Source organism: Cryobacterium melibiosiphilum (genome assembly GCF_003602235.1).
Classification (GTDB): Bacteria; Actinomycetota; Actinomycetes; order Actinomycetales; family Microbacteriaceae; genus Cryobacterium; species Cryobacterium melibiosiphilum.
On record NZ_QZVS01000070.1, the window covers coordinates 34197 to 56238 of the forward strand.

Consider the following 22042-nt stretch of genomic DNA (forward strand, 5'->3'; position numbering starts at 1 on the left):
AGAGCGGTGCCTCCCGGCAGCGGCCGCCGGGGGTAGAACTCTGGCTGCGAAGGGGGGTCGTCTGTTGCGATGATGGGGGTATGAGTCGAACTGTTTCCGGAGCCCGCGTGCTGATCACCGGAGCTGCCCAGGGCCTCGGCCGCCTGTATGCCGAGCGTGCCGTGGCCGAGGGCGCCGCCGCCGTCATTCTCTGGGACCGTGACTCCGCCGCCTTGGCCGCCACGGCCGCGGCCCTCGTGCAGCGGGCCGGCACAGCGACTCAGATCGCTCCCTATGTGCTGGACATCAGCGACCTCGGCGCGATCGCCCAAACCGCGCAGCGCGTGCGCACGGAGATCGGCGACCCCGACATCGTGATCAACAACGCCGGCATCGCCCGCGCTGCGCTGTTCTGGGACCACAGCAACGGCGATGACACCCGCGCGACGATGCAGATCAACGCCCTGGCACCGATGTATATCACCCGCGAATTTTTGCCGGCCATGCTGACGGATGCGTCGCGCGAGTCCCGCATCGTGAACATCGCCTCGGCCGCGGGCGTGCTGAGCGCCCCACAACTGAGCGTCTATGCCGCGTCCAAGGCCGCCCTGATCGCGTGGAGTGACACCCTGCGGCTCGAGCTGGAGACCGAGGGCTATGGGCACGTCAAGGTCACGACCGTGTGCCCGAGCTATATTTCGACGGGCATGGTGGCGGGGCTCCACAACGTGCCGCGCAGCACCTGGCTGATGCCGCGGCTCGCCCCGGCCTACGTCGTGGGCCGGGTCTGGAAGTCGATGCTCGCGGGCACCCCGATGCTCGTGCTGCCGTGGACGGTTGGACTCGCCCGCGCCCTGCGCGGTGTGCTGCCGCGGCCGGTGCTCGACGCCCTCGTGCTGGGCGTCGGCCCGTCTTCGGCGCGCCACAGGCCCTGAGGCGGCGCGCGCTCACTCGGCTCACCGTGTAACTCCGGGGGCAGCATCCGCTGCCTCAGCGGGTCTGCTGGCGCAGGGCCTCGAGCCCGTTTCGCACGCTCGCGCCGATGTCGAGGATCGGGCAGACGTAGTCGTCGTAGTTGACGAGTCGCTGATTCACTAGGAAGTTGGCGAGTTCGCCGCTGAGCCGGAGCTGTGCTCGGCAGGCGAGCCGGTCAACGAACAGCCAAGGCGGCTCGGCGAAGAGCGTCAGGATGAAGACCAGGTCCGGCGCGTGCATCGTGCGGGTGATAACGGCCACGGGGTCGAATTCACGCTCGACGGCGACAATGGCGAGGTCGTCGGTCACGAGGACGCGTTCGCCCTCGGCTTCGCAGCAGGCACGCAAGCGGTGCTCGACCTGTTGGATACGTCGCCGGGTGATGCCGGTGGCGAGCTCCACCCGAGGGGCGAAGAAGGCGGTCAGAATCTCATCGATGAGGGGAGTGTGGGTTGTCATGCGAGCAGGGTTCCACACGCCTCCGACACTGAATTTCTTCTCGGGAAGCGAGCCCCGAAGCCGCCCCCGAAGCGGTCAGCGGGCGAGTGCGGCGAGCTCCGCCCGGGTCGAAGCGCCCACCTTGCGCAGCAGGTTCGCCACGTGGAACTTCACCGTGTTCTCGCTGATCAGCAGCGTTTCGGCGATCGCGCGGTTGCGGGCTCCCGAGGCCACGAGCGCGAGTACACCCTGCTCGCGAGGGCTGAGGCCCCAGGCCGCTGCGGCCGTCACGGTCGCCGCCGGCGCGTCGAGCGGCAGGCCCACGGACATCTCCGAGCCCCAGCCGGGTGTCGCCTCCATCTGCAGGCTGCCGTTGAGCGCCTGCACGCGCGCCGCAAGCTGGCTGACGCTCGGCGTTTCGGGAGTGAGGGCTCCGGGGCCGTCGTCGCGAATGTGGATCAGCAGGTTGCTGCCGTCGCAGTCCCACTGCACGCGCACCCGGGCCACGCCGGGCTGCTCGACCAGAGCCAGCACGGCTCCCCGCACGATCGCCCGTGCCGCCTGGGCCACTTCGCCGGGCAGCGCGCGGCCGTTGACCGGCGGCTCGATGAACTGCACGTCGAGGTCGCCGAAGCGCACGAGCGGGCGCAGGTCGTCGCGCAGTCGTTCGAAGGCCCGGGCCACCGGCTCCTCGGTCAGCACCCGGTCGCGGTCAGACACGGCCCGCAGCTGCACCATCGCAGCGGCGGCCAGGTCGGTGGCCTGCTGTCGGGCGGCCGCGTCCCCCGTGTCACGCGAGCGCAGAATGGCCAGCAGCGATTCCAGGGTGGTGGAGTGGGCATCCGTCAGATCGGCGATGACCTTCGTGCGTTCGGCGGCGGCTGCCCGGGCATCCAGAGGGTGATGTTCGAGCGGATGCGTGGTCGCGGCTGCAGAGGTCATGGCTCGACCCTATCCGGCCACCACCCACCCTGACTACCCGCAGGGACTGATCTCGACCCAAAAACCTACCCATTCGGTTAGGTAAACCACTCATTCGATGGGCTGCGAGCCCACTCGAAAAGATTGAGGATGGGTACATGGCAACGCAGAGCACCACCCCGACCCCCGGCACGATGAGCGCATCCGGCACGGCACCGACCCCCTCGGTCGCCGCATCATTCGCGCTCATCGCCGACGAGGTACGCGGAGTGGTCGCCGAGCTCGTCGCCCAGGACGACCCGGCGCTCGACGCGGCCGCCGTGCAGTTGCGCAGTGCCGACCGGGTCTTCGTACTCGGCGCCGGCCGCTCCGGGCTGGCCCTGCGCATGACCGCGATGCGGCTCATGCACCTCGGTCTCGACGTGCACGTCGTCGGCGACGTGACCACCCCGGCGATCGCGGCCGGCGACGTGTTACTCGTGGCCAGTGGCTCGGGCACGACGGGAGTGATCGTGCGAGCGGCCGAGACCGCGGCATCCGTCGGTGCCGAAATCGTGGCGATCACGACCGCGCCGGGCTCCCGCCTGGCCGAGCTGGCCGGTGTGACAATCGTCGTTCCGGCCGCCCAGAAGACCGACCACGAGGGCGCGATCAGCGCGCAGTACTCCGGCGGTCTCTTCGAGCAGGTCGTCGAACTGCTCGGTGATGCCCTGTTCCACAGCCTGTGGCAGGCATCCGGTGCCACCGCCGACGAGCTGTGGCCGCGCCACGCCAACCTCGAGTAACCCCCAATTTTTCCCGTTTTCCCCAATTTCGCACGAACAACGCAAAACAGAAAGAAGATCCCCATGAAGCTTCAGGTTGCAATGGACGTTCTCACCACGGACGCCGCCCTCACCCTCGCCGCGCAGGTCGCCCCCTACGTCGACATCATCGAGCTCGGCACCCCGCTGATCAAGGCCGAGGGCCTGCGCGCCGTCACCGCGATCAAGGCCGCGCACCCCGACAAGATCGTCTTCGCCGACCTCAAGACGATGGATGCCGGCGAGCTCGAAGCCGACATCGCCTTCGCCGCCGGTGCTGACCTCGTCACCGTGCTCGGCACCGCCGGCAACAGCACCATCATCGGCGCTGTCGCCGCGGCCACCAAGCACGGCAAGGGCATCGTCGTCGACCTCATCGGCGTCGCCGACAAGGTCACCCGTGCCCGCGAGGTCACCGCGCTCGGCGCCCAGTTCGTGGAGATGCACGCGGGTCTCGACGAGCAGGCCGAAGCCGGCTTCTCGCTCGAGGGCCTGCTGAACCAGGGCGAGACCGCCAAGGTCCCGTTCTCTCTCGCCGGTGGCGTGAGCGTGGCGACCATCGCCGCGGTGCAGCGCGCCGGAGCATCCGTCGCCGTCGCCGGTGGCGCCATCTACGGTGCTGAAGACCCGGCCGCTGCCGCTGCCGCCCTGCGCGCCGCGATCATCTAGGCCACACCACACACACAGAAGCGCCGCCCCCGCTACGTCGGGGGCGGCGCTTCTGTGTGTGCGGGCGGGGTGCGGCTATGGGCGCTCGCCCCGGACTACCCGGGCATAAGACCGCAACGCGAGCGCGGTCAGCGCGAGGGCTCCGCCGAGAATCGCCAGCAGGCCGAACCCGAGGCTGCGGCCGAGGTCGATCCCGGTGGTCGGTAGTGCCCGCACAGTGGATGCCGCCGCCGCTCTCGGCGTCGGCAGTGCGGTCACGAGGGTCGCCGTCGGGGTGACCACGGGCTTCACGCTCGAGCCGCTGGTCGCGCTGCTGGCAGACCCGTCCGACGGCAGCGTGATCGGCGTGAGCGGCGTTGTCGCCGGGTCCACGGGCGGAGGCGTTGATGCGTCGGTCGGCGTGGGCGGGGGCGTGGGCGCCGGCGTCGCGCTGGGCGTGGCGGGCGGCGGCACGACCACGGCCGCCGCGGGCACGATGCGGAACGCGATCGAGCCGTACACGGGCGTCGCCCCGGGCGGGGTCACGGCGGCACGCTGGTTGCCGATCACGCCCGGAACCGCGAACATGGTCGATGCCGTGAACTCGCCGAGTTCGGTCGGGGTGCCCACCAGGTGGATCATGATCGCGCCGTCAGTCGGGTCTTGTTCCGCGGCGTAGTCGAGTCCGGCCGGCAGTCCGTCGACGACGACCTCGATCGGGTCCAGGAAGAAGTCATCGAGGGCGAGTCGCGGGTCGACCTGGAAGGCCAGCACCTGGTCGACGGCGACTCCGAGCTCGAGGGTCACGGGGTCGAAGGCGAGGCAATCGCCCGTCGCCGGGTAGACCGCGCCGAATCGGGCGGGCAGGGTCGGCAGCAGCGACGTCACCAGGCCCTGTGCCGCCGGGAAACCGCAGGAGTTGTAGTCGGCATAGACGAGGTCGACGGTGAAGGTTGTCACCCCGGTCGCACCGGCCCGCGGCGTATCGGTGCCGGCTACGGCGTCCCACCCGGTGAAGTCTCCATCGGTGGTGACCGCGTAGCCGAGCACCGGGTCGGTCGCGTTCAGGTCGCCGCCGCCGCCGTCATCGGACATGAGCGTGGTCCCATTGACGGTGTACCGGCTCTCCGCGTCTGACCCCAGCTCGCCGCCGAACCTGACGGTCAGGCCGGCGTCGGACGTGGGTGCCGGCGCGGGTTCCGGGGCGGGTGCGATCGGCTCGACGCCCGGCTCAGTTTCACCGGAACCTTCGAGGCCCGGCTCCGGCGGCTCCGGCGCGACGGCGCCGCCGGTGATGGCATACGCCCAGCGGGCGGAGTTGCCCTGCAGGCTCAGCGTCAGGGTCACGTCATAGTCAAAGCCGGCCCAGACCGGACTGCCCGTCAGCACCCATTCGGCGGTCTCGCCGTCGATGATCGTGTGCGCCCGGCGGTCGGCCACGAAGTCCCAGGACAGGCCGGAGCCCGGTTCGGTGACCCGCAACTGCCCGAACCTGTCGAACGCGTCCGAGGTCCACCCCGTGAGGTTCGCCGGATTGTCGTGGGCCGCGGCATCGCCGATGATGCCGTAGGCGTCGTCGACAAAGCGCCAATTGACGGATGCCGTGGCCACGTCCGCGAGTTCGGCCAGGGCCGGCGAGACTCCCACCGAGCCGAGCAGCGCGGTCACGACGACGACGCTCGCGGTGCGCGCATGAGCGCGCCCCCGAGTGCGGTGCGGGGTGCTCTGCGAAGGGCGGGGGCGGGTGCGGGGAACGCGCGGTGCTCTCACGACGGAACCGTTTCTTCGAGGGCACGGTTCGACGGCGCAGCCCGCCGCGTGCTGGCGTGCGTGCCCGAACCGAGCCGAAAATGGTCCCCCTTTATGAGGACTAGTCGGAGGTTAGGGGCACCCCTTCCCGGCCCGACACCCCCAGAACCGGGCAGGAACGCACGCCCGGGCAGGGCCTAGTGCTGCGCCGACGCGGTCGCCTGGGCGAGGGTGGCTTCGATCATGGCGGCCCCGAGAACGTGCTGCACGACCATCATGGCGGCCCCGAGGATGCCCGCAGACTCCATCGCGCGCGACGCCACGATGCGCAGGCGTGCGGTCGACAGCGGCAGGGACCGTTGGTACACCACCTCGCGGATGCCGGCGAGCAGGTGTTCGCCGGATTCCGCCAGCGCCCCGCCGATCACGATCGTCGACGGGTTGAGCAGGTTGACGCAGGTTGCCAGCACGGTGCCGATGTCACGGCCGGCCTGCCGAACGGCGGCGATGGCCGTGCCGTTGCCGCCGCGGGCCAGGGCGACCACGTCCCGAACCGATCGGGCCTCAAATCCCAGCTCGCGCATCTGCGCCGCCAGCGCCGGCCCACCGACGAGGGCTTCGAGGCATCCGGTATTGCCGCAGCGACAGATGACGTGGTCGGCGTTCGGCACGCGCACGTGGCCCAGGTCGCCCGCGGCGCCGACGGCACCGCGCTGCAGCTGGCCGCCGCCGATGATGCCCGCACCGATGCCGGTCGCGACCTTGACGAAGAGCAGGTTGTCGTCGCCGGGCCACTGCGTGCTCTGCTCGCCGAGCGCCATGATGTTCACGTCGTTGTCGACCAGGACCGGCACCAGGAAGGAGCGCTGCAGAAAGCCGGGAACGTCGAAGCCGTCCCAGCCGGGCATGATGGGCGGGTTCGTCGGACGCCCGGTGGTGTGTTCGACGGGCCCCGGCAGCCCGATTCCGATTCCGGCCACGTCAGGGGCGCCTCCCGCGGTGTCGGCCAAGAGCTTCCCGGCCGTCGCGGCCACCCAGGCGAGTACCGTTTCGGGGCCGTCTGCAATGCTGAGGTCAGCCGTCGTGCTGGCCAGGACCGTGCCCGCGAGGTCGGTCAGGGCCACGACGCCGTGCGAGGCGCCGATGTCGGCGGCGATGACCACGCGTGCTGCCGGGTTGAAGGCGATTCGAGACGGGGGACGCCCGCCCGACGAGGCGGCCTCGCCGACCGGGCTGATCAGGTCGGCCGCGAGCAGGGTCTCGACCCGCGCGGCGATCGTCGACCGGGCGAGCCCGGTGATGGCCGCGAGCTCGGCGCGGGTGCGCGGTTCGCCGTCGCGAAGGAGCTGGAAAAGGTCCGCAGCCTGCGAAAAAACGGCGCTGCCGTTCCCGGCGGCGACGCTCCGAATCGGGAGCGGGAGCGGAATGACGGACATGACTTTAGTTTTACCACTTCTGGCTTCGCGGTAACGACAAAGCAACAAATAGCGAACAACTCGCAACTTATGTTTGACATTCGGCAGAAGTGGAGGCATGCTTGCTCCAGTTCCACGAACGTGCTTGACAGGACAAAGATGCCCGACAGCCCAGGCTGATTGGACGACCGCTCGCAATGAGGAGAGACAGTGTCAGAAAATTCGAACGCCTATTCCGTTCAGCTTTACAGCGTGCGTCACGCACTCGAGGCCGACCTGCCGGGAACCATCGCCAAGCTGGCCGCCATCGGTTTCACCCGGGTTGAGCCCTACAACTTCGTCGCGACCGCTTCTGCCCTGCGCGTCGCCCTCGACGCGAACGGCCTGACGGCGCCGACCGGTCACGCCCCCCTGATGAAAGACGACCAGCGAGAGATCTTCGAGGCGGCCCGCGGCCTCGGTATCACGACGGTCATCGACCCGTTCCTGGCCGCCGAGAACTGGACCACCGAGGCTGACATTCGCGCCACGGCGGGCAAGCTCAACGCCGCAGCCGCCCTCGGCGAGGAGTACGGCATCCGTGTCGGATACCACAACCACGCTTGGGAGATCGAGAACCAGATCGACGGTCGCACCGGCCTCGAGGTGCTCGCCGAACACCTCGACCCGCGCGTTCTGCTCGAGGTCGACACCTACTGGGCGGCGGTCGGCGGCGCCGATCCCGTCGAGCTGCTCGCCCGGCTCGGCGACCGGGTGCGCTTCATCCACATCAAGGACGGCCCCATCAGTACCGACGTCAACGCCCAGCAGCCGGCCGGCCAGGGCAGCATGAACGTGCCCGCGGTCATCGCGGCCGCCGCATCGCTCGAGGTCGGCGTCGTCGAGTTCGACTCTTACGCCGGCGACATCTTCGACGGCCTGGCTCAGAGCCTCGCCTTCCTCACCGGCGCCGAGGCTGCTGTGAGCCACGCGGCGGTCGCCGAATGACCCGCACCGGCCCCGTCGGTGTCGCCATTATCGGCGCCGGCGTGATCAGCACGCAGTACCTCGACAACCTGGTCACCTTTCCCGACGTGAAGGTGCACGTCATCGCCGACCTCTTCGAAGACGCTGCGGCCGCTCGCGCCACCGAGTACGGCATCGAAGGCCACGGCGGAGTCGCCGCCGCGCTCGAGCACCCCGACGTCGAAATCGTCATCAACCTGACCATCCCGGCCGCCCACGTCGAGGTCGCCCTCGCCGCCGTGCGCGCCGGTAAGCACGTCTGGAGCGAGAAGCCCTTCTCCCTCGACCGTGAGAGCGGCCGCACCCTGCTGGCCGAAGCGGATGCCGCGGGCCTGCGCCTCGGCTGCGCCCCCGACACTTTTCTCGGCGGCGGGCTGCAAACGGCCCGGCGCCTGATCGAACGCGGCGAGATCGGCACCCCGCTGACCGCGCTCACCCTGTTCCAGGTACCCGGGCCCGAGTCCTGGCACCCGAATCCGGCCTTTCTCTACCAGGCCGGCGCCGGCCCGCTGTTCGATATGGCGCCGTACTACCTGACCGCGCTGATCCAGATCTTCGGCCCGGTGCGTCGCGTCGCGGCGATCGGCTCCCGCTCTCGCGACACCCGCGTCATCGGCAGCGGTCCGAAAGAGGGCGAGTCCTTCGCTGTCACCGTACCGACCCACGTCGGTGCGCTCGTCGAGTTCGAGAGCGGCCAGTCGGCGCAGAGCATCTTCAGCTTCGAGTCGCCGCGCAAGCGGGCCGGGTTCCTCGAGATCACCGGCCTCGACGCCACCATCTCGCTGCCCGACCCCAACATGTTCGACGGGGACATCCGGCTGCAGCGCGCCGACGACGAGGACTGGACGACCGTGCCGGCGACCGGTTCCACCGCCGGGCGCGGCACCGGCGTGCTCGAGATGGCCCGCGCCATCCGCTCGGGGGCACCGCACCGAGCTCAGGGCGAACAGGCCTTCCACGTTCTCGACACCATGATCGCGATCAGCGAATCCGCCGCAACCGGTGCCTTCGTGAACGTCGACAGCACGAGTGCCCCCGTTCCCGCCCTGCCCGAGGAATGGGACCCCACCGAGGCGACCCTGCTCGTGCCCGTAAACCAGCCTTGACTTCAGCCGCGCACTTTCTGCACCGCACCATCCCTGCCCATCCCACGCAACCAAGAAAGAATCCCATGAACAAGCAGTTCAAACTCTTCGCGAGCGTCACCGCCGTCGCCGCGATGACGATTGGCCTCTCCGCTTGCGCCTCCTCCGATTCCGGAGCGGGCTCCGAACGCATCACCTACTGGGCCTCCAACCAGGGCGAATCCCTGACCGTGGACGAAGAAGTCCTCACCGAGTCGCTCGACCGTTTCACGGAAGAGACCGGCGTCGAGGTCGACCTCGAGGTCATCTCCTGGACCGACCTCTACAACCGCATCCTCACCGCCGTCACGAGCGGCGACGGCCCCGACGTGCTCAACATCGGCAACACCTGGGCCGTGACCCTGCAGCAGACCGGCGCGTTCGACCCGGTCGAGGGTGACCTGCTCGAAGCCGTCGGCGGCGCCGACCGTTTTCTGGCCCCGAGCTGGGCGACCACGGGAGCCGAGGGGGAGACCCCGACCTCGGTGCCCATCTACGGGCAGGCCTACTCGATGTATTACAACACCGCACTGTTCGCCGACGCCGGCATCACGACCGCGCCCACGACCTGGGACGAACTCGTCACCACCGCGAAGGCCCTCACCAAGGACACCGATGGCGACGGCACGATCGACCAGTGGGGCGTCACCCACGCGGGTGCCAGCGTCACCCAGAACGCCCACCAGGGCTTCATCCGCGGTGTGCAGAACGGCGGCTCCACGTTTGACAGTGACGGCCAGGGCACCTTCGACAGCGCCGAGCAGGTCGCCGGCGCCACGCAGTTCGTGAACCTGATGGCCGTCGACAAGGTGATGGCGCCCTCCGACGCCGAGCTCACCCAGGAGGCGATGGGCGTCACCAACCTCATTGACGGAAAAGCCGGGATCATCTTCTCGCAGAGCCCGCTGAAGAACTTCGCCTCGCGCGATTTCACCGACTGGGCCGTTGCTCCGATGCCGCTCAATGAGGCCGGCGACACCGGGGACAAGGCGACGGAGAGCTTCGTAGCCGGCATCAACCTCAGCGTCTTCAAGAACAGCGACAACAAAGAGGGCGCCTACTCGCTCATGAACTGGCTGACGAGCGACGCAGAACAGGCACAGCTGAACGATGCCTACTCCTCGCTTCCGGTCGTCGACGCCGCCTACGACGACGAGCGTTTCCAGACCGACGTGATCAAGCAGAAGCAGGACACCCTGGCCAACCACGCGCTGCCGATGCCGCTCGTGCCCGAAGAAGGCCAGATGGAAACCCTCGTGGGCACAGCCCTGAAGAACCTCTTCGCGCAGGCCGCGACCGGCACGGTCACCGAGGCCGACGTGCAGGATGCGCTGACGGACGCCAACAACCAGATGCTCGCCGCGCAGTAAGCAACGCAGCGACGAAAGCAGCAGCGCACACCCGCGCTGCTCGGGGTGTGCGGGCCGCCACCGGCCCGCACACCCCACCAGCGGCATCCGCTCGCAGCATCAGCATCAGCATCAGCACTACCAGAGCCCTAAGGAGCTCCCATGTCACGCTCTGTGATTGACAGCACCCCGGCTGCCACCGACAGTTCGGTGTCGGCCCCCGAAACCCGCATTCCCCTGCCGCCGCGACGCCGCCGTCGCCGGTCGCCGCTTGCGTACTGGCTGATCCTTCCCGCAGTGTTGCTGGAACTGCTCGTGCACCTCATTCCCATGGTGCTCGGCGTCTGGATCGCCTTCATCTCGCTCAACCAGCTCACCCTGACCAACTGGGTGAACGCCCCCTTCGTGGGCCTGCAGAACTTCATGAACGGGCTCGACCCGAACAGCTCGATCGGCCAGGCATTCTTCGCCACGATCGGCCGCACGTTGCTTTACACGGTGCTCGTGGTCGGGTTCTCCTGGACCCTGGGCATGGCCGCCGCGGTCTTTCTCAACTCCAAGTTTCGCGGGCGCGCACTGCTGCGCACCTTCTTCCTGGTGCCCTACGCGCTGCCGGCCTACGTGGGCACGATCGCCTGGGCGTTCATGTTCAACAACCGCGACGGCGCCATCAACCAGGTGCTCGTCGACACGATGGGCCTCTTCGACGGCGACCGGCCGTTCTGGCTGCTCGGCGACAACGCCTTCGGTGCCATGGTCATCGTCAATGTCTGGCAGCTCTGGCCGTTCGCGTTCCTCATGCTGATGGCCGCCCTGCAGAACGTGCCCAATGACGTCTACGAGGCCGCCGCGCTGGATGGCGCCTCGCTCTGGCAGCAGTTTCGCACCATCACCCTGCCGATGGTGCAGCCGGCCAACGGCGTGCTACTGCTCGTGATGAGCCTCTGGACCTTCAACCAGTTCAACGTGCCGTTTGTGCTCTTCGGCGCCACATCACCAGAGAGTGCCACCCTGATCTCGCCGCTGATCTACCAGAACTCCTTCGGAAGCTGGAACTTCGGCCTCGGCGGCGCGATGAGCGTGCTGCTGCTGCTCGTGCTGCTGGTGGCGTCGGCCTTCTACATCCGCATGGTGCTGCCGAAGGGCAAGAACAATGATTGAGACCCGCAATTTTCGCGTGCTGCGCAACATCGTGCTCACGTTGCTGACCCTCTGGGTCGCGATTCCGCTCTACGTCGTGGTCTCCACCTCAGTGAAGCCGCTGGCGGATGTCTCCGGCGTGTTCGAATGGATCCCGCGGTCGTTCACCCTCGCCCCCTACATCGACATCTGGTCGACCGTGCCGCTGGCCGAGTACTTCAAGAACAGCCTGATCGTGGCCGTTTCGGCCACCTTCTTCTCGGTCATCGTCGCCGTGTTGGCCGCCTATTCCATCTCGCGGCTGGCCTTCAAGGGCAAGCGGGCGTTCAGCCTGATCGTGCTCTCGACGCAGATGTTTCCCGGCATCATGTTTCTGCTGCCGCTGTTCCTGATCTACACGCAGATTCGAAACGTGACCGGAATCCAGCTGCAGGGCTCCTACCTCGGCCTCATCATCACGTTCATGACCTTCACCCTGCCGTTCGCGATCTGGATGCTCACCGGCTATTTCGCCTCCATCCCGATCGAGCTCGAGGAGGCGGCCATGATCGACGGCACCGGCCGCATGGGTGCCCTGATCCGGGTCGTGCTGCCGGTGGCCAAGCCCGGCATCATCGCCGTGGCGGTGTACTCCTTCATTGCGGCCTGGGGCGAAGTGTTGTTCGCGTCGGTGCTCAGTAATGAGTCCACCAAGACGCTCTCGCTCGGGCTGAAGGACTACGCCAGCCAGACGGACGTGTTCTGGAACCAGCTGATGGCGGCATCCGTCGTTGTGTCGCTGCCGGTACTGATCGGGTTCATCCTGGTGCAGAAGCACCTCGTGGCCGGGCTCGCCGCCGGGTCGGTGAAGTGAGATGACCCCGGACACGCCCCCGGCCACCCGCCCGCTGGGCGTGGCCCTGATCGGCTACGAGTTCATGGGCAAGGCGCACTCGAACGCGTGGCGCTCGGTCGGCAGCTTCTTCGACGTGCCGGCGACCTCGATGACGGTGGTCGTGGGCCGCACCCCCGACGCGGTCGCCGCTGCCGCTGCCCGCTACGGCTGGGCGGAGTGGGCCACGGACTGGCGCGAGGTCATCACCCGCGACGACATCGACATCGTCGACATCTGCGCACCCGGCTGGCTGCACGCCGAGATCGCCATCGCGGCGCTCGCAGCCGGCAAGCACGTGCTCGTCGAGAAGCCGCTCTCGAACACCCTCGCCGAGTCCCAAGCCATGGTCGAGGCGGCCGCCACCGCCCGGGCCCGCGGCGTGTTCTCGATGATCGGGTTCAACTACCGCCGGGTACCGGCGCTCGAACTGGCCCGCCAACTCATCGCGAACGGCCGCCTCGGCACCGTTCGCCAGGTGCGCGCCTGCTACCTGCAGGACTGGCTCGTCGACCCGGCCACCCCGATGACCTGGCGGCTGCGCGCCGAAACCGCCGGCTCCGGCGCCCTCGGCGACATCGCCTCGCATGCCATCGACCAGGTTCAGTTTCTGCTCGGCGACGCGGTGACGGATGCCTCGGGTCGCCTGCACACGTTCGTCACCGAGCGCGAGGGCCCCGACGGCCCGGAGCCGGTGACGGTCGACGATGCGGCCTGGGCCACCCTCGGGCTGGCCGGCGGCGCTATCGCCAGCGTCGAGGTGTCGCGGGTCGCCCTCGGCGCGAAGAACTCGTTGCGCATCGAGGTCTACGGCAGCGCCGGCAGCCTGAGCTTCGACCTCGAGCGCCTCAACGAGCTGCAGTTTCTCGACGGCACCGAATCGGTGGTGACGCAGGGCTTTCGCCGCATCCTGGTGACCGAACCGGAGCATCCGTTTGTCGGAGCGTGGTGGCCGCAGGGCCATGTGATTGGCTGGGAGCACAGCCACACCCACCAGATTCGCGACTTTCTCGTGGGCATCGCCGAGTCGCGCCCGGCCGAGCCCTCGTTCGAGCACGGACTGGCCGTGCAGCGGGTGCTCGCGGCCATCGAAGAGAGCGCCGCCGCCGGCGGGGCCCGCGTCGCGGTGTGCGCCGACCGGCCCTGATCCACCCAGCAACCCAACATTCAGCAGCAACGGGAGAGACTCTTGTCACGCAAATACACGCTGTTCACCGGCCAGTGGGCCGACCTGCCCTTTGAGAAGGTCGCCGAACTGGCCGGCCAGTGGGGCTATGACGGCCTCGAGATCGCGGTCTCGGGTGATCACCTCGACGCCTGGCGCTGGGATGACGACGCCTACATTCAGAATCGCCTCGACATTCTCGAGCGCAACAATCTCAAGGTCTGGGCGATCTCGAACCACCTGAAGGGCCAGGCCGTCTGTGACAGCCCGATCGACTTTCGGCACCAGGGCATCGTGGGCCCGCGCGTCTGGGGCGACGGCGACCCCGAGGGCGTGCGCCAGCGCGCCGCGGAGGAGATGAAGAACACCGCCCGGCTGGCGAAGAAGCTCGGCGTGGACACCGTCGTCGGGTTCACCGGGTCGTCGATCTGGCAGTACGTGGCCATGTTCCCGCCGGTGTCGGAGGAGGTCATCGAGGCCGGCTTCCAGGACTTCGCTGATCGCTGGAACCCGATCCTCGACGTGTTCGACGAGTGCGGCGTGCGGTTCGCGCACGAGGTGCACCCCTCGGAGATCGCCTACGACTACTGGTCGACAGTGCGCACCCTCGAGGCCATCGGACACCGCCCGGCCTTCGGCCTGAACTGGGACCCGAGCCACTTCATGTGGCAGCAGATCGACCCGGTGGCCTTCATCTCGGACTTCGCCGACCGCATCTACCACGTGGACTGCAAGGACACCAAGATGCGCATGGGCGGCGGCCGCAACGGCATCCTCTCGTCGCACCTGCCCTGGGGCGACCCGCGCCGGGGCTGGAACTTCGTCTCCACCGGCCGCGGCGATGTGCCGTGGGAGGAGAGCTTTCGGGCGCTCACGGCCATCGGCTACACCGGGCCGCTCTCGGTGGAGTGGGAAGACGCCGGCATGGACCGCCTGCGGGGCGCGCCCGAGGCGCTGGCGTTTCTGAAGAGCTTCGACTTTCAGCCGCCGACGGACTCGTTCGACGCGGCCTTTAAACAGTAGCTGTCGGGTCGCGGGCCCGTTCGGGCGCTGGTGCGGGGCGGTTAGCCGAGCAGCAGTTTGGCGAGCTGGTCGGTCGAGTGCACGACGGCGGTGGCCTCGCCGGCTTCGGCGGGGGAGCCGTAGCCCCACTCGACGAGGATCGCCGGGATGCCGTTCGCCGCGGCGCCTTCGGCGTCGTAGATGCGGTCGCCGACGAGCACCGGGGCGCTCATGTCGACGCCGGCGGCGCCGAGGCGGGTGAGCGCTTCGGCGACGATGTCGGCCTTGGCGCTGCGCACCTCGTCTTCGGAGGCTCCCACGATGACGCTGAAGTACTGGGTGAGTTCGAAGTGGGTGAGGATCTCGATGGCGCTGAGTTCGGGCTTGCTCGTGGCCAGCGCGATCGGGATGCCGGCCGCGTGGATGCGTTCGAGCAGTCCGGCGATGCCGGGGAACACGGCCGTGTCGAGTGAGGCCGCGCCCTGGTACTCGGTGCGGTAGACGGCGCGGGCCGCGGTGGCCTCGGCGAGCGTCATTCCGGCATACTCCTGGAAGGCCGCGATCATGGGCGGGCCGACGTAGGCGAGAAGTTCGGGTGCGGAGGGAACGGGGCGGCCGAGCAGAGCGAAGGTGCGGGCCAGTGAGCTGGTGATGGCCGGGGCGGAATCGGTGATGGTTCCGTCGAGGTCAAAGAGGATGGCGCTCCAGGTGCGCGTCAGGGTGGGATTCACTCGCCTATCCTAGGTGCACTCGCGGTGAACCCCCGCACCCTCCGCGTCGAGAGCGGATGCCCCCCGTGCTGGCCGCATCCGCTCAAGGGGGTCAGAGCCGGACTAAAAGGCCGGTCAGCGCACCTCGATGGCCGCGCCCGACGCCCCGGACACCTCATTGTCGGAATTAATGCTCAGCGACACCGCGGCGCCGCCGAAGCGCAGGCCCTCGACGCTGAGGGGCGCGAGCACGCCGGCGGCGGGGGAGACGCCGAGAACGCCGCCGGGGGCATCCGCTGCCAGGCCCAGAACGCTCGACAGCACGGCCACCGCCGACGCCGCCGACCAGGCCTGGGGCCGGCAGGCCGCCGGGTAGGGGATCGGGCGTGACAACGCCGCGGCACTGTCGCCGGAGTGCAGCTCGGGCAGACGGTACTCGAAGCCTGCCGCGGCGGCGAGCAGGCCGCTGATCAGGGTATTCGCCTCGGCCGTGAAGCCGTCGCGGGCGAGCCCGGTGATGGCGATCGCGGTGTCGTGGGTCCAGACGCTGCCGCCGTGGTAGCTGAGCGGCCAGTAGCCGACCGAATCGGTGCTCAGGGTGCGCAGCCCGAAGCCGCTGCTCATCTCGGGGCTGACCAGGCGGCGGGCGACGAGCGCGGCCTGCTGCGCCGTCAGCAGGCCGGTGCCGAGCAGGTGGCCGAGGTTGCTCGTGAGCGTGTCGACCGGGCGCTTGGCGGCGTCGAGGGCGATTGCCGGATAGGCGCCCTGCGGCGAATCGACCCAGAAGGCCTCGTTGAAGCGTTTCTGCAGGGCGGATGCCCACGCTCGCCACTCCGCGCCGCCGGGCGCGGTGCCATCGATTCGGGCGAAGTGGTCGAGCAGGTCGGCGCCGTGCATGGCGGCCTCGAAGGCGTAGGCCTGCACCTCGCAGAGTGCGATCGGACCCTCGGCGAGCGAACCGTCCTGCCACTGCACCGAGTCGTCGGAATCCTTCCAGCCCTGGTTCGAGAGGCCCTGGCCGGTTTCGTCGGCGCAGTTCAGGGGCCGGTCTTCCAGCAGCCCGTCGCCGTCGGCGTCGCCGAAGTCGCGCATCCAGCCGAGCGCGGCGGTGAGGTTCGGCAGCAGGGCGCGCACCTCGTCCTCCGGCAGGCCCCACTTCCATGCGTCGTGAAGCAGGCAGACCCAGAGCGGCGTCGCGTCGACCGTGCCGTAATAGAGGGGCGGCAGGTGCAGGCCCTCGCCGTGGATTTCGAGGGTGTCGCGGCGCAGTTCGTGCATGATCTTGCCGGGCTGTTCGGCGGTTTCCGGCACGGCCGCCTGGCCCTGCAGGGCGGCGAGCACGCGCAGGGTGCCGCCGGCCAGTTCGGTGCCGAGGGGCAGCATCATGCGGGCGGCCCAGATCGAATCCCGGCCGAACAGGGTGAAGAACCAGGGCGCCCCGGCGGCGAGAAAGACCTCGTCGGGGTGCGCGGTCGTGGTCAGCCGCAGGGCGTCGAGGTCGCCGAGCGCGGTGCTGACCCAGCGGGTCAGCCGGTCGTCGGCGCAGGTGACGGCCGGCACGCTCCAGCTCGGTGCGCCCTCGACACCGCGCACGACCGCGCGGGTGTCGGTGGCGTCGAGCTGCCAGCCGACGATGATCTCGCCGCGGGTGGGAACGGTCGTGGGCCAGCTCAGCAGCAGTTCGCCGGTGGGCAGCTGGGACAGGGTGGCCCCAGGGTCTGCGGTCAGGTTCACGGTCAGCGTGTCGCTCGCCCAGGTCGCCCGGTCGTCGTTCAGCGTGACCACGGGCATCGGCAGTGCCGGCAGCCCGCTCTTGATGTGGTCCATGGTGCTGAGGTCGGCGGTGAGCGTCACCTCGATCACCGTATCGATCGGCTCCCGCCGGTCGCTCGAGACCACGATGGCATCCGTCACCCCCGTGATGGTGGCGGTGCGGGTGTGCAGGGTGCGCACCCGCGCGTCGGGCAGCGCGTCGTCGAGGTGGCGCTGCAGGCTCACGAACGTCACGGAATCGGCGCCGCGCGGCACGGTCGCGATGAGCTCGCCGGCTTCGGCGCCCACGCGCACGGCGACGGATGCGACCAGTCGGGTATCCGAGAAAAAGTAGCCGTGAATGGGCGAGGCACCCATGCTGCCGTCGGCGGAGGACCAGGCCTGGGTCGGGGCGCGCAGCACGAGGGTCTCGCCGTGAATGAGCGGCTGGCGCGGGGCGGTGGGGGCTTCGGCGACGATGGTTTCTGCGGTCATGGGTTGGTCCCGACTCCTCATTGGTCGGTGACGGAACCGACGGCGGTGACGATCCCGGTCGCCGTGCTGGTCCTCTTCTTTCGGCAGCGCATCAAGAACACTACCGCGGACGGCGAATAGCGGCTGGTGTGTCCTGTGCCGTGCAGGGCGCATGACCGCAGCGGCGTGCAGGTTCTGGGCGCACGTGCAGCGTCTGGGCGCACCGGCGGGTGCAGGGTTTGGGCGCAGCAGCAGGTTGTGGGCGCATGACGGACCCGACCCGCGGCGACCGGGCCTGGACGAGGGCCGCATCACAGCCAGTGGCGACGGATGCTGCGGGTCGCCCGCACGGGGACGAGCCCGGCCTGAGTCAGCAGGCGCAGCAGCCGGGCCGGGTCGACGAGGTAACTCGTGCACGTCATCGCGCCCGATGGCGACGGAGTCGCAGGTGAAGATCAGGGACTGGCGGGCGAGCTCGAGAGGGTCCATGGCGGCACGAGTGGCAGCGGATGCGACGGTGCGGGCGGCATCCGCGTCATCTGTGGAGAACTTTTCGCGGCCGCGCCCTGATAGGGGATCGTTCGGGCCGCGCGCCGGACTAGAAGAGGCGGGTCGCGGTGTCGTCGGCGCCGCGCATGGCGTCGTAGTCGAGCAGAAGGCAGCGGATGCCGCGGTCCTCGGCCAGCTTGCGGGCCTGCGGCTTGATGGTCTGCGCGGCGAAGACGCCCGAGACCGGGGCGATGTGCGGGTCGCGATTCATCAGCTCGAGGTAGCGGGTGAGCTGCTCGACGCCGTCGATGTCGCCGTTGCGCTTGAGCTCGACGGCCACGCTGGCACCGCTTGCGTCCTGCGCGAGAATGTCGACCGGCCCGATCGCGGTCATGTACTCGCGCTTGACGAAGCTGAAGCCCTCGCCGAGCAGGTGGATCTGTTCGGCCAGCAGTTTCTGCAGGTGCGACTCGGCGCCGTCTTTGATCAGTCCCGGGTCGATTCCGAGCTCGTGCGCGGAGTCGTGGAATACCTCGAAGATGCTCACGACGAGCTGGTCCAGGGTTTTCAGGTGGGTGACCGTCCAGAGGGCGGTGACGCCGGCATCCGTCTGATCGGAATCGGGCTCACTGAGGGAGATGCTGCACGGCGGGCTCATCCAGTTGAGCGGCTTGTACGAGCCGCCGTCGGAGTGCACGAGCAGGCTGCCGTCGGCCTTGATCATCAGCAGGCGGGTGGCCAGCGGCAGATGCGCGCTGAGGCGACCGGCATAGTCAACGGAACATTCGGCAATCACAAGGCGCACTCGAGCAGCCTAATCGCTCGAGGTCGATGCGGTCGCGCCCGACCCTCGTTCGTGACGTTCGTGGACTAGTGGAGCAGACCGAGGTACTGCGGCCGGAACGTCATTGCGTGGATGATTTCCTCGGTGCCGTCGTCCCAGACGAGCACAACGGTTTCGAGGAGCCGCGCCCGGGAATCGCAACCGACCCGCAACTGACGCTGCGGGTGCCCATCGTCGAGCGGGCCCGAAACCAATGGCGACTCGGCCGCCGCAATGGCATCCTCGTCACCGATGCCGTGTTTGCGGGCCGACGCCCGAACGATCACGCGACGTGTGCCCAAGCGTCGAGTGCCGCGCGGATTGCCTCCGAGCGGTTCAGCCCTTCGCGCTCGGCGCGGGCCATGACCGCGGCGAGCTCAGCCGGCGTCAGACGCACGGGAATGACTTGAGCGGCTTCCGTGCCCCGAGGTGCGCGACCCCAGCGGGAACGGAGCTGTTCGACGTCGTAACCTGTCTCGGCCTCGGCAACCCACTCGTCGATTTGCGGTTCCTTGACTTCGCGACCCTGAATGATCCGCTTCATGCGCTCATCGTCATACGAAACTCTTCGCTTACTCAACGCGACATGTTGCCTCGTCGCTCGGAGGACCCTCGGAGGACTTCACCCCCCCCCGGCCGCTACGAGGTGTGCGCGGGCGCGGGCGCTGCGACGGGCTTGCGGGCGGCCGGCGCGGCGAAACCGGCGAGCACCATGAGCACCAGGATCACGAGCAGGGCGTTCAGGATGCCCCAGGCCTCGCCGAGCAGGCCGAGCACCGGAGGGCCCACGAGAAAGGCGAAATAGCCGATCATGGCCACCGCGCTGACCCGGGCGGCGGCGTGCCTGGTGTCGTCGGCGGCGGCCGACATGCCCACCGGGAACCCGAGCGAGGCGCCGAGGCCCCAGAGTACGGTGCCCACGAAAAGCAGCCCGTCGTTCGGCGCGAAGATGAAGAGCACGAGGCCCGCGACGCCCGTGACAGCGCACGCGCGCAGCACGGCTACCCGTCCGAACCGGTCGAGCAGCGGGCCGCCGAGCACGCGGCCCACGGTCATCGCGGCGACGAAGACGCCGAAGACGATCGCCGCGAGCGTGTTGCTCAGGCCGTGGCCGTCGACGGCGGCGAGGGCCAGCCAGTCGTTCGCCGACCCCTCGGCGAAGGTCATGCCGAGCACGATCACCCCGATCAGCAGCAGTTTCATGTCGCGCCAGACGGTGAGGTTCTCGCGCAGGCGGTCGCGCCATCCGCTCACCGGCTTCGCCACCGGAATGGCGCCGGTGTGCGTGGGCCCTTCGTCGCCGAGCTCGGGGATCACGGGGATGAAGCGAACCGCGACGAGAACCGTGCCGAAGACGAGCACGGCCATGATCACGAGGTGGGCGAGCACCGAGAGTTCGAGGTGGGAAGCACCGGCGCCGAGCAGCGCGCCGACGACGGTTCCGAGGCTGAAGCAGGCGTGCATGAGGGGCATCAGCGTCTTGCCGATGGCGCGTTCCGCGGCGGCGCCCTCGACGTTCATGATCACGTCGACCGATCCGGTGCCGAGCCCGAACAGGGCGAGCCCGACGATGACGACCGCGGCCGCCGGCAGCACGCTGGTGCCGAGTCCGACGACCACGAGTCCGAGCGCCGCGCCCCCGATGCCGAGCACCATGGCGCGCCGGGCGCCGAAACGGGCGAGCATCGGTGTGGCAATCACGAGGCCGAGCACGGATCCACCGGACAGCCCGAAGATGACGATGCCCACGTCGGCGGTCGAGAGGTCGAGGCTGTCCCGCACGGCGGGCACGCGCGACACCCAACTCGCCAGCCCCAGGCCGCTCAGAAAGAAGATCGCGAAGACGGCGTTGCGCCAGGCTCGAAGGGTTGCGGGAGGCATCCGTTAAGCCTACGACGTTCCCATGTCTCGTCGGCGAGCGGATGCACTGCCCCGCCACTTAAGTTAGGCTTACCTTAGTACTTACACCCGCACTCGTACCCACCCTTCTGGAGACCGTCCATGCGCATGTCACCCCGCTTTCTCGCCCTTGCCGCCGGAATCTCCGTGCTCGCCCTCACCGGCTGCACCGCCCCGGCCGACACCGACGATGCGGCCGGCACCTCGGCCCCAGAGGAAGACGGGGCCTTCACCCTCTACTCGGGCCGCGACGAGGTGCTCGTGCAGCCCCTCATCGACCAGTTCGAAGAGAAGAGCGGCATCGAGGTCGAGGTGCGCTACGGCAACACCGCCGAACTCGGCGCGCTGCTGCTCGAAGAGGGCGACGCGACCCCGGCCCAGGTGTTCCTCGCCCAGGACGCCGGCGCCCTCGGCGCGCTCAGCAACGCCGACCTGTTCGCGACGCTCCCCGACGCCACGACGAGCAAGGTTCCCGCCGGCTTCACCTCGACCGACGACACCTGGGTCGGCGTCACGGGCCGTGCCCGAGTGATCGCCTACGACGGCCAGGAAATGACGGCCGACGAGGTGCCGGCATCCGTCGACGCCTTCACCGAGCCCGAATGGGCCGGACGCCTCGGCGTCGCCCCCACCAACGCGAGCTTTCAGAGCTTCGTCACCGCCTACCGGGTGCTGAACGGCGAAGACGCCGCCGACGCCTGGGTCGAAGCGATCGCCGCGAACGATCCGCAGATCTTCGACAACAACCGCGCCATCCTCGCCGCGGTCGACGAGGGTGTCATCGACGTCGGCCTGCTCAACCACTATTACTGGTTCGCCCAGGCCGCCGAAACCGGCGCCGAGAACATGCGCGCCCAGCTCAGCTACCCCGAAGCCGGCGATGCCGGGTCGATCGTCAACGTGACCGGCGCCGGTCTGCTGCAGAGCGGGGCGACGGATGCCGACGCGCTCACCTTCATCGACTTCCTGGTCTCCGCCGAAGCCCAGCAGTACTTCGTCGATGAGACCTTCGAGTACCCGCTCATCGAGGGCATCGACGCTCCCGAGGGCGTGCCGCCCCTCGACTCGCTCGTCAACTCCGAGCTCGACCTCGCCGACCTCGAATCGCTCGAGACCACCCAGGCGCTGCTCGGCAAGCACGGCCTGATCTAGAGGTCTCCGACAACGGCAGCCGTGGGCGCACCCCGCATCGAACGCGCTCCCCGCGAGGGGTCGCGGGGGGCTGGTGTGCCCGCGGGTGCCCGCAAGCCCGCCGGCCCCGGCGGTTGGGTTGCGCCGACCAGCGCGACCGCTGCCCGCCCGCGCCGCCGG

At 69.0% G+C, this 22042-nt stretch carries 21 protein-coding genes; 11 read left to right on the forward strand and 10 right to left on the reverse strand.

The window, feature by feature from the left end; all coding sequences use genetic code 11:
* The first annotated feature begins 80 nt into the window (after positions 1 to 80).
* Positions 81 to 914 carry an SDR family NAD(P)-dependent oxidoreductase gene (locus D6T64_RS06130; RefSeq protein WP_119973189.1) on the forward strand — a complete coding sequence of 278 codons (834 nt, stop codon included), beginning with the start codon at positions 81 to 83 and terminating at the stop codon, positions 912 to 914.
* Between the two features lie 55 nt (positions 915 to 969).
* On the opposite strand, the gene D6T64_RS06135 is transcribed toward D6T64_RS06130, so the two are convergent.
* Together D6T64_RS06135 and D6T64_RS06140 are read right to left on the reverse strand one after the other, a co-directional pair.
* Complete coding sequence (locus D6T64_RS06135; RefSeq protein WP_119973191.1) at positions 970 to 1413, reverse strand: hypothetical protein; 444 nt, start codon at positions 1411 to 1413, stop codon at positions 970 to 972.
* A gap of 75 nt (positions 1414 to 1488) precedes the next feature.
* Positions 1489 to 2334, reverse strand: a complete 846-nt coding sequence (locus D6T64_RS06140) for a LuxR C-terminal-related transcriptional regulator (protein ID WP_119973193.1) — start codon at positions 2332 to 2334, stop codon at positions 1489 to 1491.
* A gap of 137 nt (positions 2335 to 2471) precedes the next feature.
* Here D6T64_RS06140 and hxlB point away from each other — a divergent pair, with 137 nt between their 5' ends.
* Positions 2472 to 3098, forward strand: a complete 627-nt coding sequence (gene hxlB / locus D6T64_RS06145) for a 6-phospho-3-hexuloisomerase (RefSeq protein WP_233550864.1) — start codon at positions 2472 to 2474, stop codon at positions 3096 to 3098.
* Positions 3099 to 3161: 63 nt separating this feature from the next.
* Positions 3162 to 3785, forward strand: coding sequence for a 3-hexulose-6-phosphate synthase (hxlA, locus tag D6T64_RS06150; RefSeq protein ID WP_119973195.1), 624 nt, complete (start codon positions 3162 to 3164; stop codon positions 3783 to 3785).
* A gap of 75 nt (positions 3786 to 3860) precedes the next feature.
* On the opposite strand, the gene D6T64_RS22555 is transcribed toward hxlA, so the two are convergent.
* Together D6T64_RS22555 and D6T64_RS06160 are read right to left on the reverse strand one after the other, a co-directional pair.
* Positions 3861 to 5534: a hypothetical protein gene (locus tag D6T64_RS22555; protein WP_158594832.1), complete on the reverse strand. Its 1674-nt coding sequence runs from the start codon at positions 5532 to 5534 to the stop codon at positions 3861 to 3863.
* 176 nt (positions 5535 to 5710) lie between these two features.
* Positions 5711 to 6949: an ROK family transcriptional regulator gene (locus D6T64_RS06160; protein ID WP_119973197.1), complete on the reverse strand. Its 1239-nt coding sequence runs from the start codon at positions 6947 to 6949 to the stop codon at positions 5711 to 5713.
* A gap of 189 nt (positions 6950 to 7138) precedes the next feature.
* On the opposite strand from D6T64_RS06160, the gene D6T64_RS06165 reads away from it, so the two are divergent.
* The 7 genes from D6T64_RS06165 to D6T64_RS06195 all read left to right on the forward strand — a co-directional run bounded on the left by D6T64_RS06165 (position 7139) and on the right by D6T64_RS06195 (position 14605).
* Positions 7139 to 7915: a sugar phosphate isomerase/epimerase family protein gene (locus tag D6T64_RS06165; protein ID WP_119973199.1), complete on the forward strand. Its 777-nt coding sequence runs from the start codon at positions 7139 to 7141 to the stop codon at positions 7913 to 7915.
* Positions 7912 to 9039 carry a Gfo/Idh/MocA family protein gene (locus D6T64_RS06170; protein ID WP_119973201.1) on the forward strand — a complete coding sequence of 376 codons (1128 nt, stop codon included), beginning with the start codon at positions 7912 to 7914 and terminating at the stop codon, positions 9037 to 9039. The genes D6T64_RS06165 and D6T64_RS06170 overlap by 4 nt, the downstream gene beginning before the upstream one ends.
* A gap of 65 nt (positions 9040 to 9104) precedes the next feature.
* Positions 9105 to 10427 (forward strand): extracellular solute-binding protein, encoded by a 1323-nt coding sequence (locus D6T64_RS06175; protein WP_119973203.1) that lies wholly within the window; start codon positions 9105 to 9107, stop codon positions 10425 to 10427.
* A gap of 141 nt (positions 10428 to 10568) precedes the next feature.
* The gene (locus D6T64_RS06180; RefSeq protein WP_119973205.1) at positions 10569 to 11567 is read left to right on the forward strand and encodes a carbohydrate ABC transporter permease; all 999 of its coding nucleotides are present in this window, start codon (positions 10569 to 10571) and stop codon (positions 11565 to 11567) included.
* On the forward strand, positions 11560 to 12399 hold the full coding sequence (locus tag D6T64_RS06185; protein WP_119973207.1) for a carbohydrate ABC transporter permease: 840 nt from the start codon (positions 11560 to 11562) through the stop codon (positions 12397 to 12399). Before D6T64_RS06180 ends, D6T64_RS06185 begins: the two co-directional genes overlap by 8 nt.
* A gap of 1 nt (position 12400) precedes the next feature.
* Positions 12401 to 13564, forward strand: coding sequence for a Gfo/Idh/MocA family protein (locus tag D6T64_RS06190; protein WP_119973209.1), 1164 nt, complete (start codon positions 12401 to 12403; stop codon positions 13562 to 13564).
* Between the two features lie 42 nt (positions 13565 to 13606).
* Positions 13607 to 14605, forward strand: a complete 999-nt coding sequence (locus D6T64_RS06195; RefSeq protein WP_119973212.1) for a sugar phosphate isomerase/epimerase family protein — start codon at positions 13607 to 13609, stop codon at positions 14603 to 14605.
* Positions 14606 to 14646: 41 nt separating this feature from the next.
* Here the strand turns inward: D6T64_RS06195 and D6T64_RS06200 are convergent, their stop codons facing one another.
* The 6 genes from D6T64_RS06200 to D6T64_RS06225 form a co-directional block, all read right to left on the reverse strand.
* The gene (locus tag D6T64_RS06200; RefSeq protein WP_233550865.1) at positions 14647 to 15315 is read right to left on the reverse strand and encodes an HAD hydrolase-like protein; all 669 of its coding nucleotides are present in this window, start codon (positions 15313 to 15315) and stop codon (positions 14647 to 14649) included.
* 114 nt (positions 15316 to 15429) lie between these two features.
* Complete coding sequence (locus tag D6T64_RS06205; RefSeq protein ID WP_119973214.1) at positions 15430 to 17541, reverse strand: glycogen debranching N-terminal domain-containing protein; 2112 nt, start codon at positions 17539 to 17541, stop codon at positions 15430 to 15432.
* Between the two features lie 577 nt (positions 17542 to 18118).
* The gene (gene nucS, locus D6T64_RS06210) at positions 18119 to 18814 is read right to left on the reverse strand and encodes an endonuclease NucS (RefSeq protein ID WP_119973216.1); all 696 of its coding nucleotides are present in this window, start codon (positions 18812 to 18814) and stop codon (positions 18119 to 18121) included.
* A 65-nt stretch (positions 18815 to 18879) separates the two neighbouring features.
* Positions 18880 to 19134, reverse strand: a complete 255-nt coding sequence (locus D6T64_RS06215; RefSeq protein WP_119973219.1) for a hypothetical protein — start codon at positions 19132 to 19134, stop codon at positions 18880 to 18882.
* A complete protein-coding gene (locus D6T64_RS06220; RefSeq protein WP_119973221.1) occupies positions 19116 to 19376 on the reverse strand; it encodes a ribbon-helix-helix protein, CopG family in 261 nt (86 codons plus the stop codon). Before D6T64_RS06220 ends, D6T64_RS06215 begins: the two co-directional genes overlap by 19 nt.
* Positions 19377 to 19471: 95 nt before the next feature.
* The gene (locus tag D6T64_RS06225) at positions 19472 to 20713 is read right to left on the reverse strand and encodes an MFS transporter (protein ID WP_119973223.1); all 1242 of its coding nucleotides are present in this window, start codon (positions 20711 to 20713) and stop codon (positions 19472 to 19474) included.
* Between the two features lie 120 nt (positions 20714 to 20833).
* On the opposite strand from D6T64_RS06225, the gene D6T64_RS06230 reads away from it, so the two are divergent.
* Positions 20834 to 21883 (forward strand): iron ABC transporter substrate-binding protein, encoded by a 1050-nt coding sequence (locus D6T64_RS06230; protein WP_233550866.1) that lies wholly within the window; start codon positions 20834 to 20836, stop codon positions 21881 to 21883.
* Positions 21884 to 22042 lie beyond the last annotated feature (159 nt).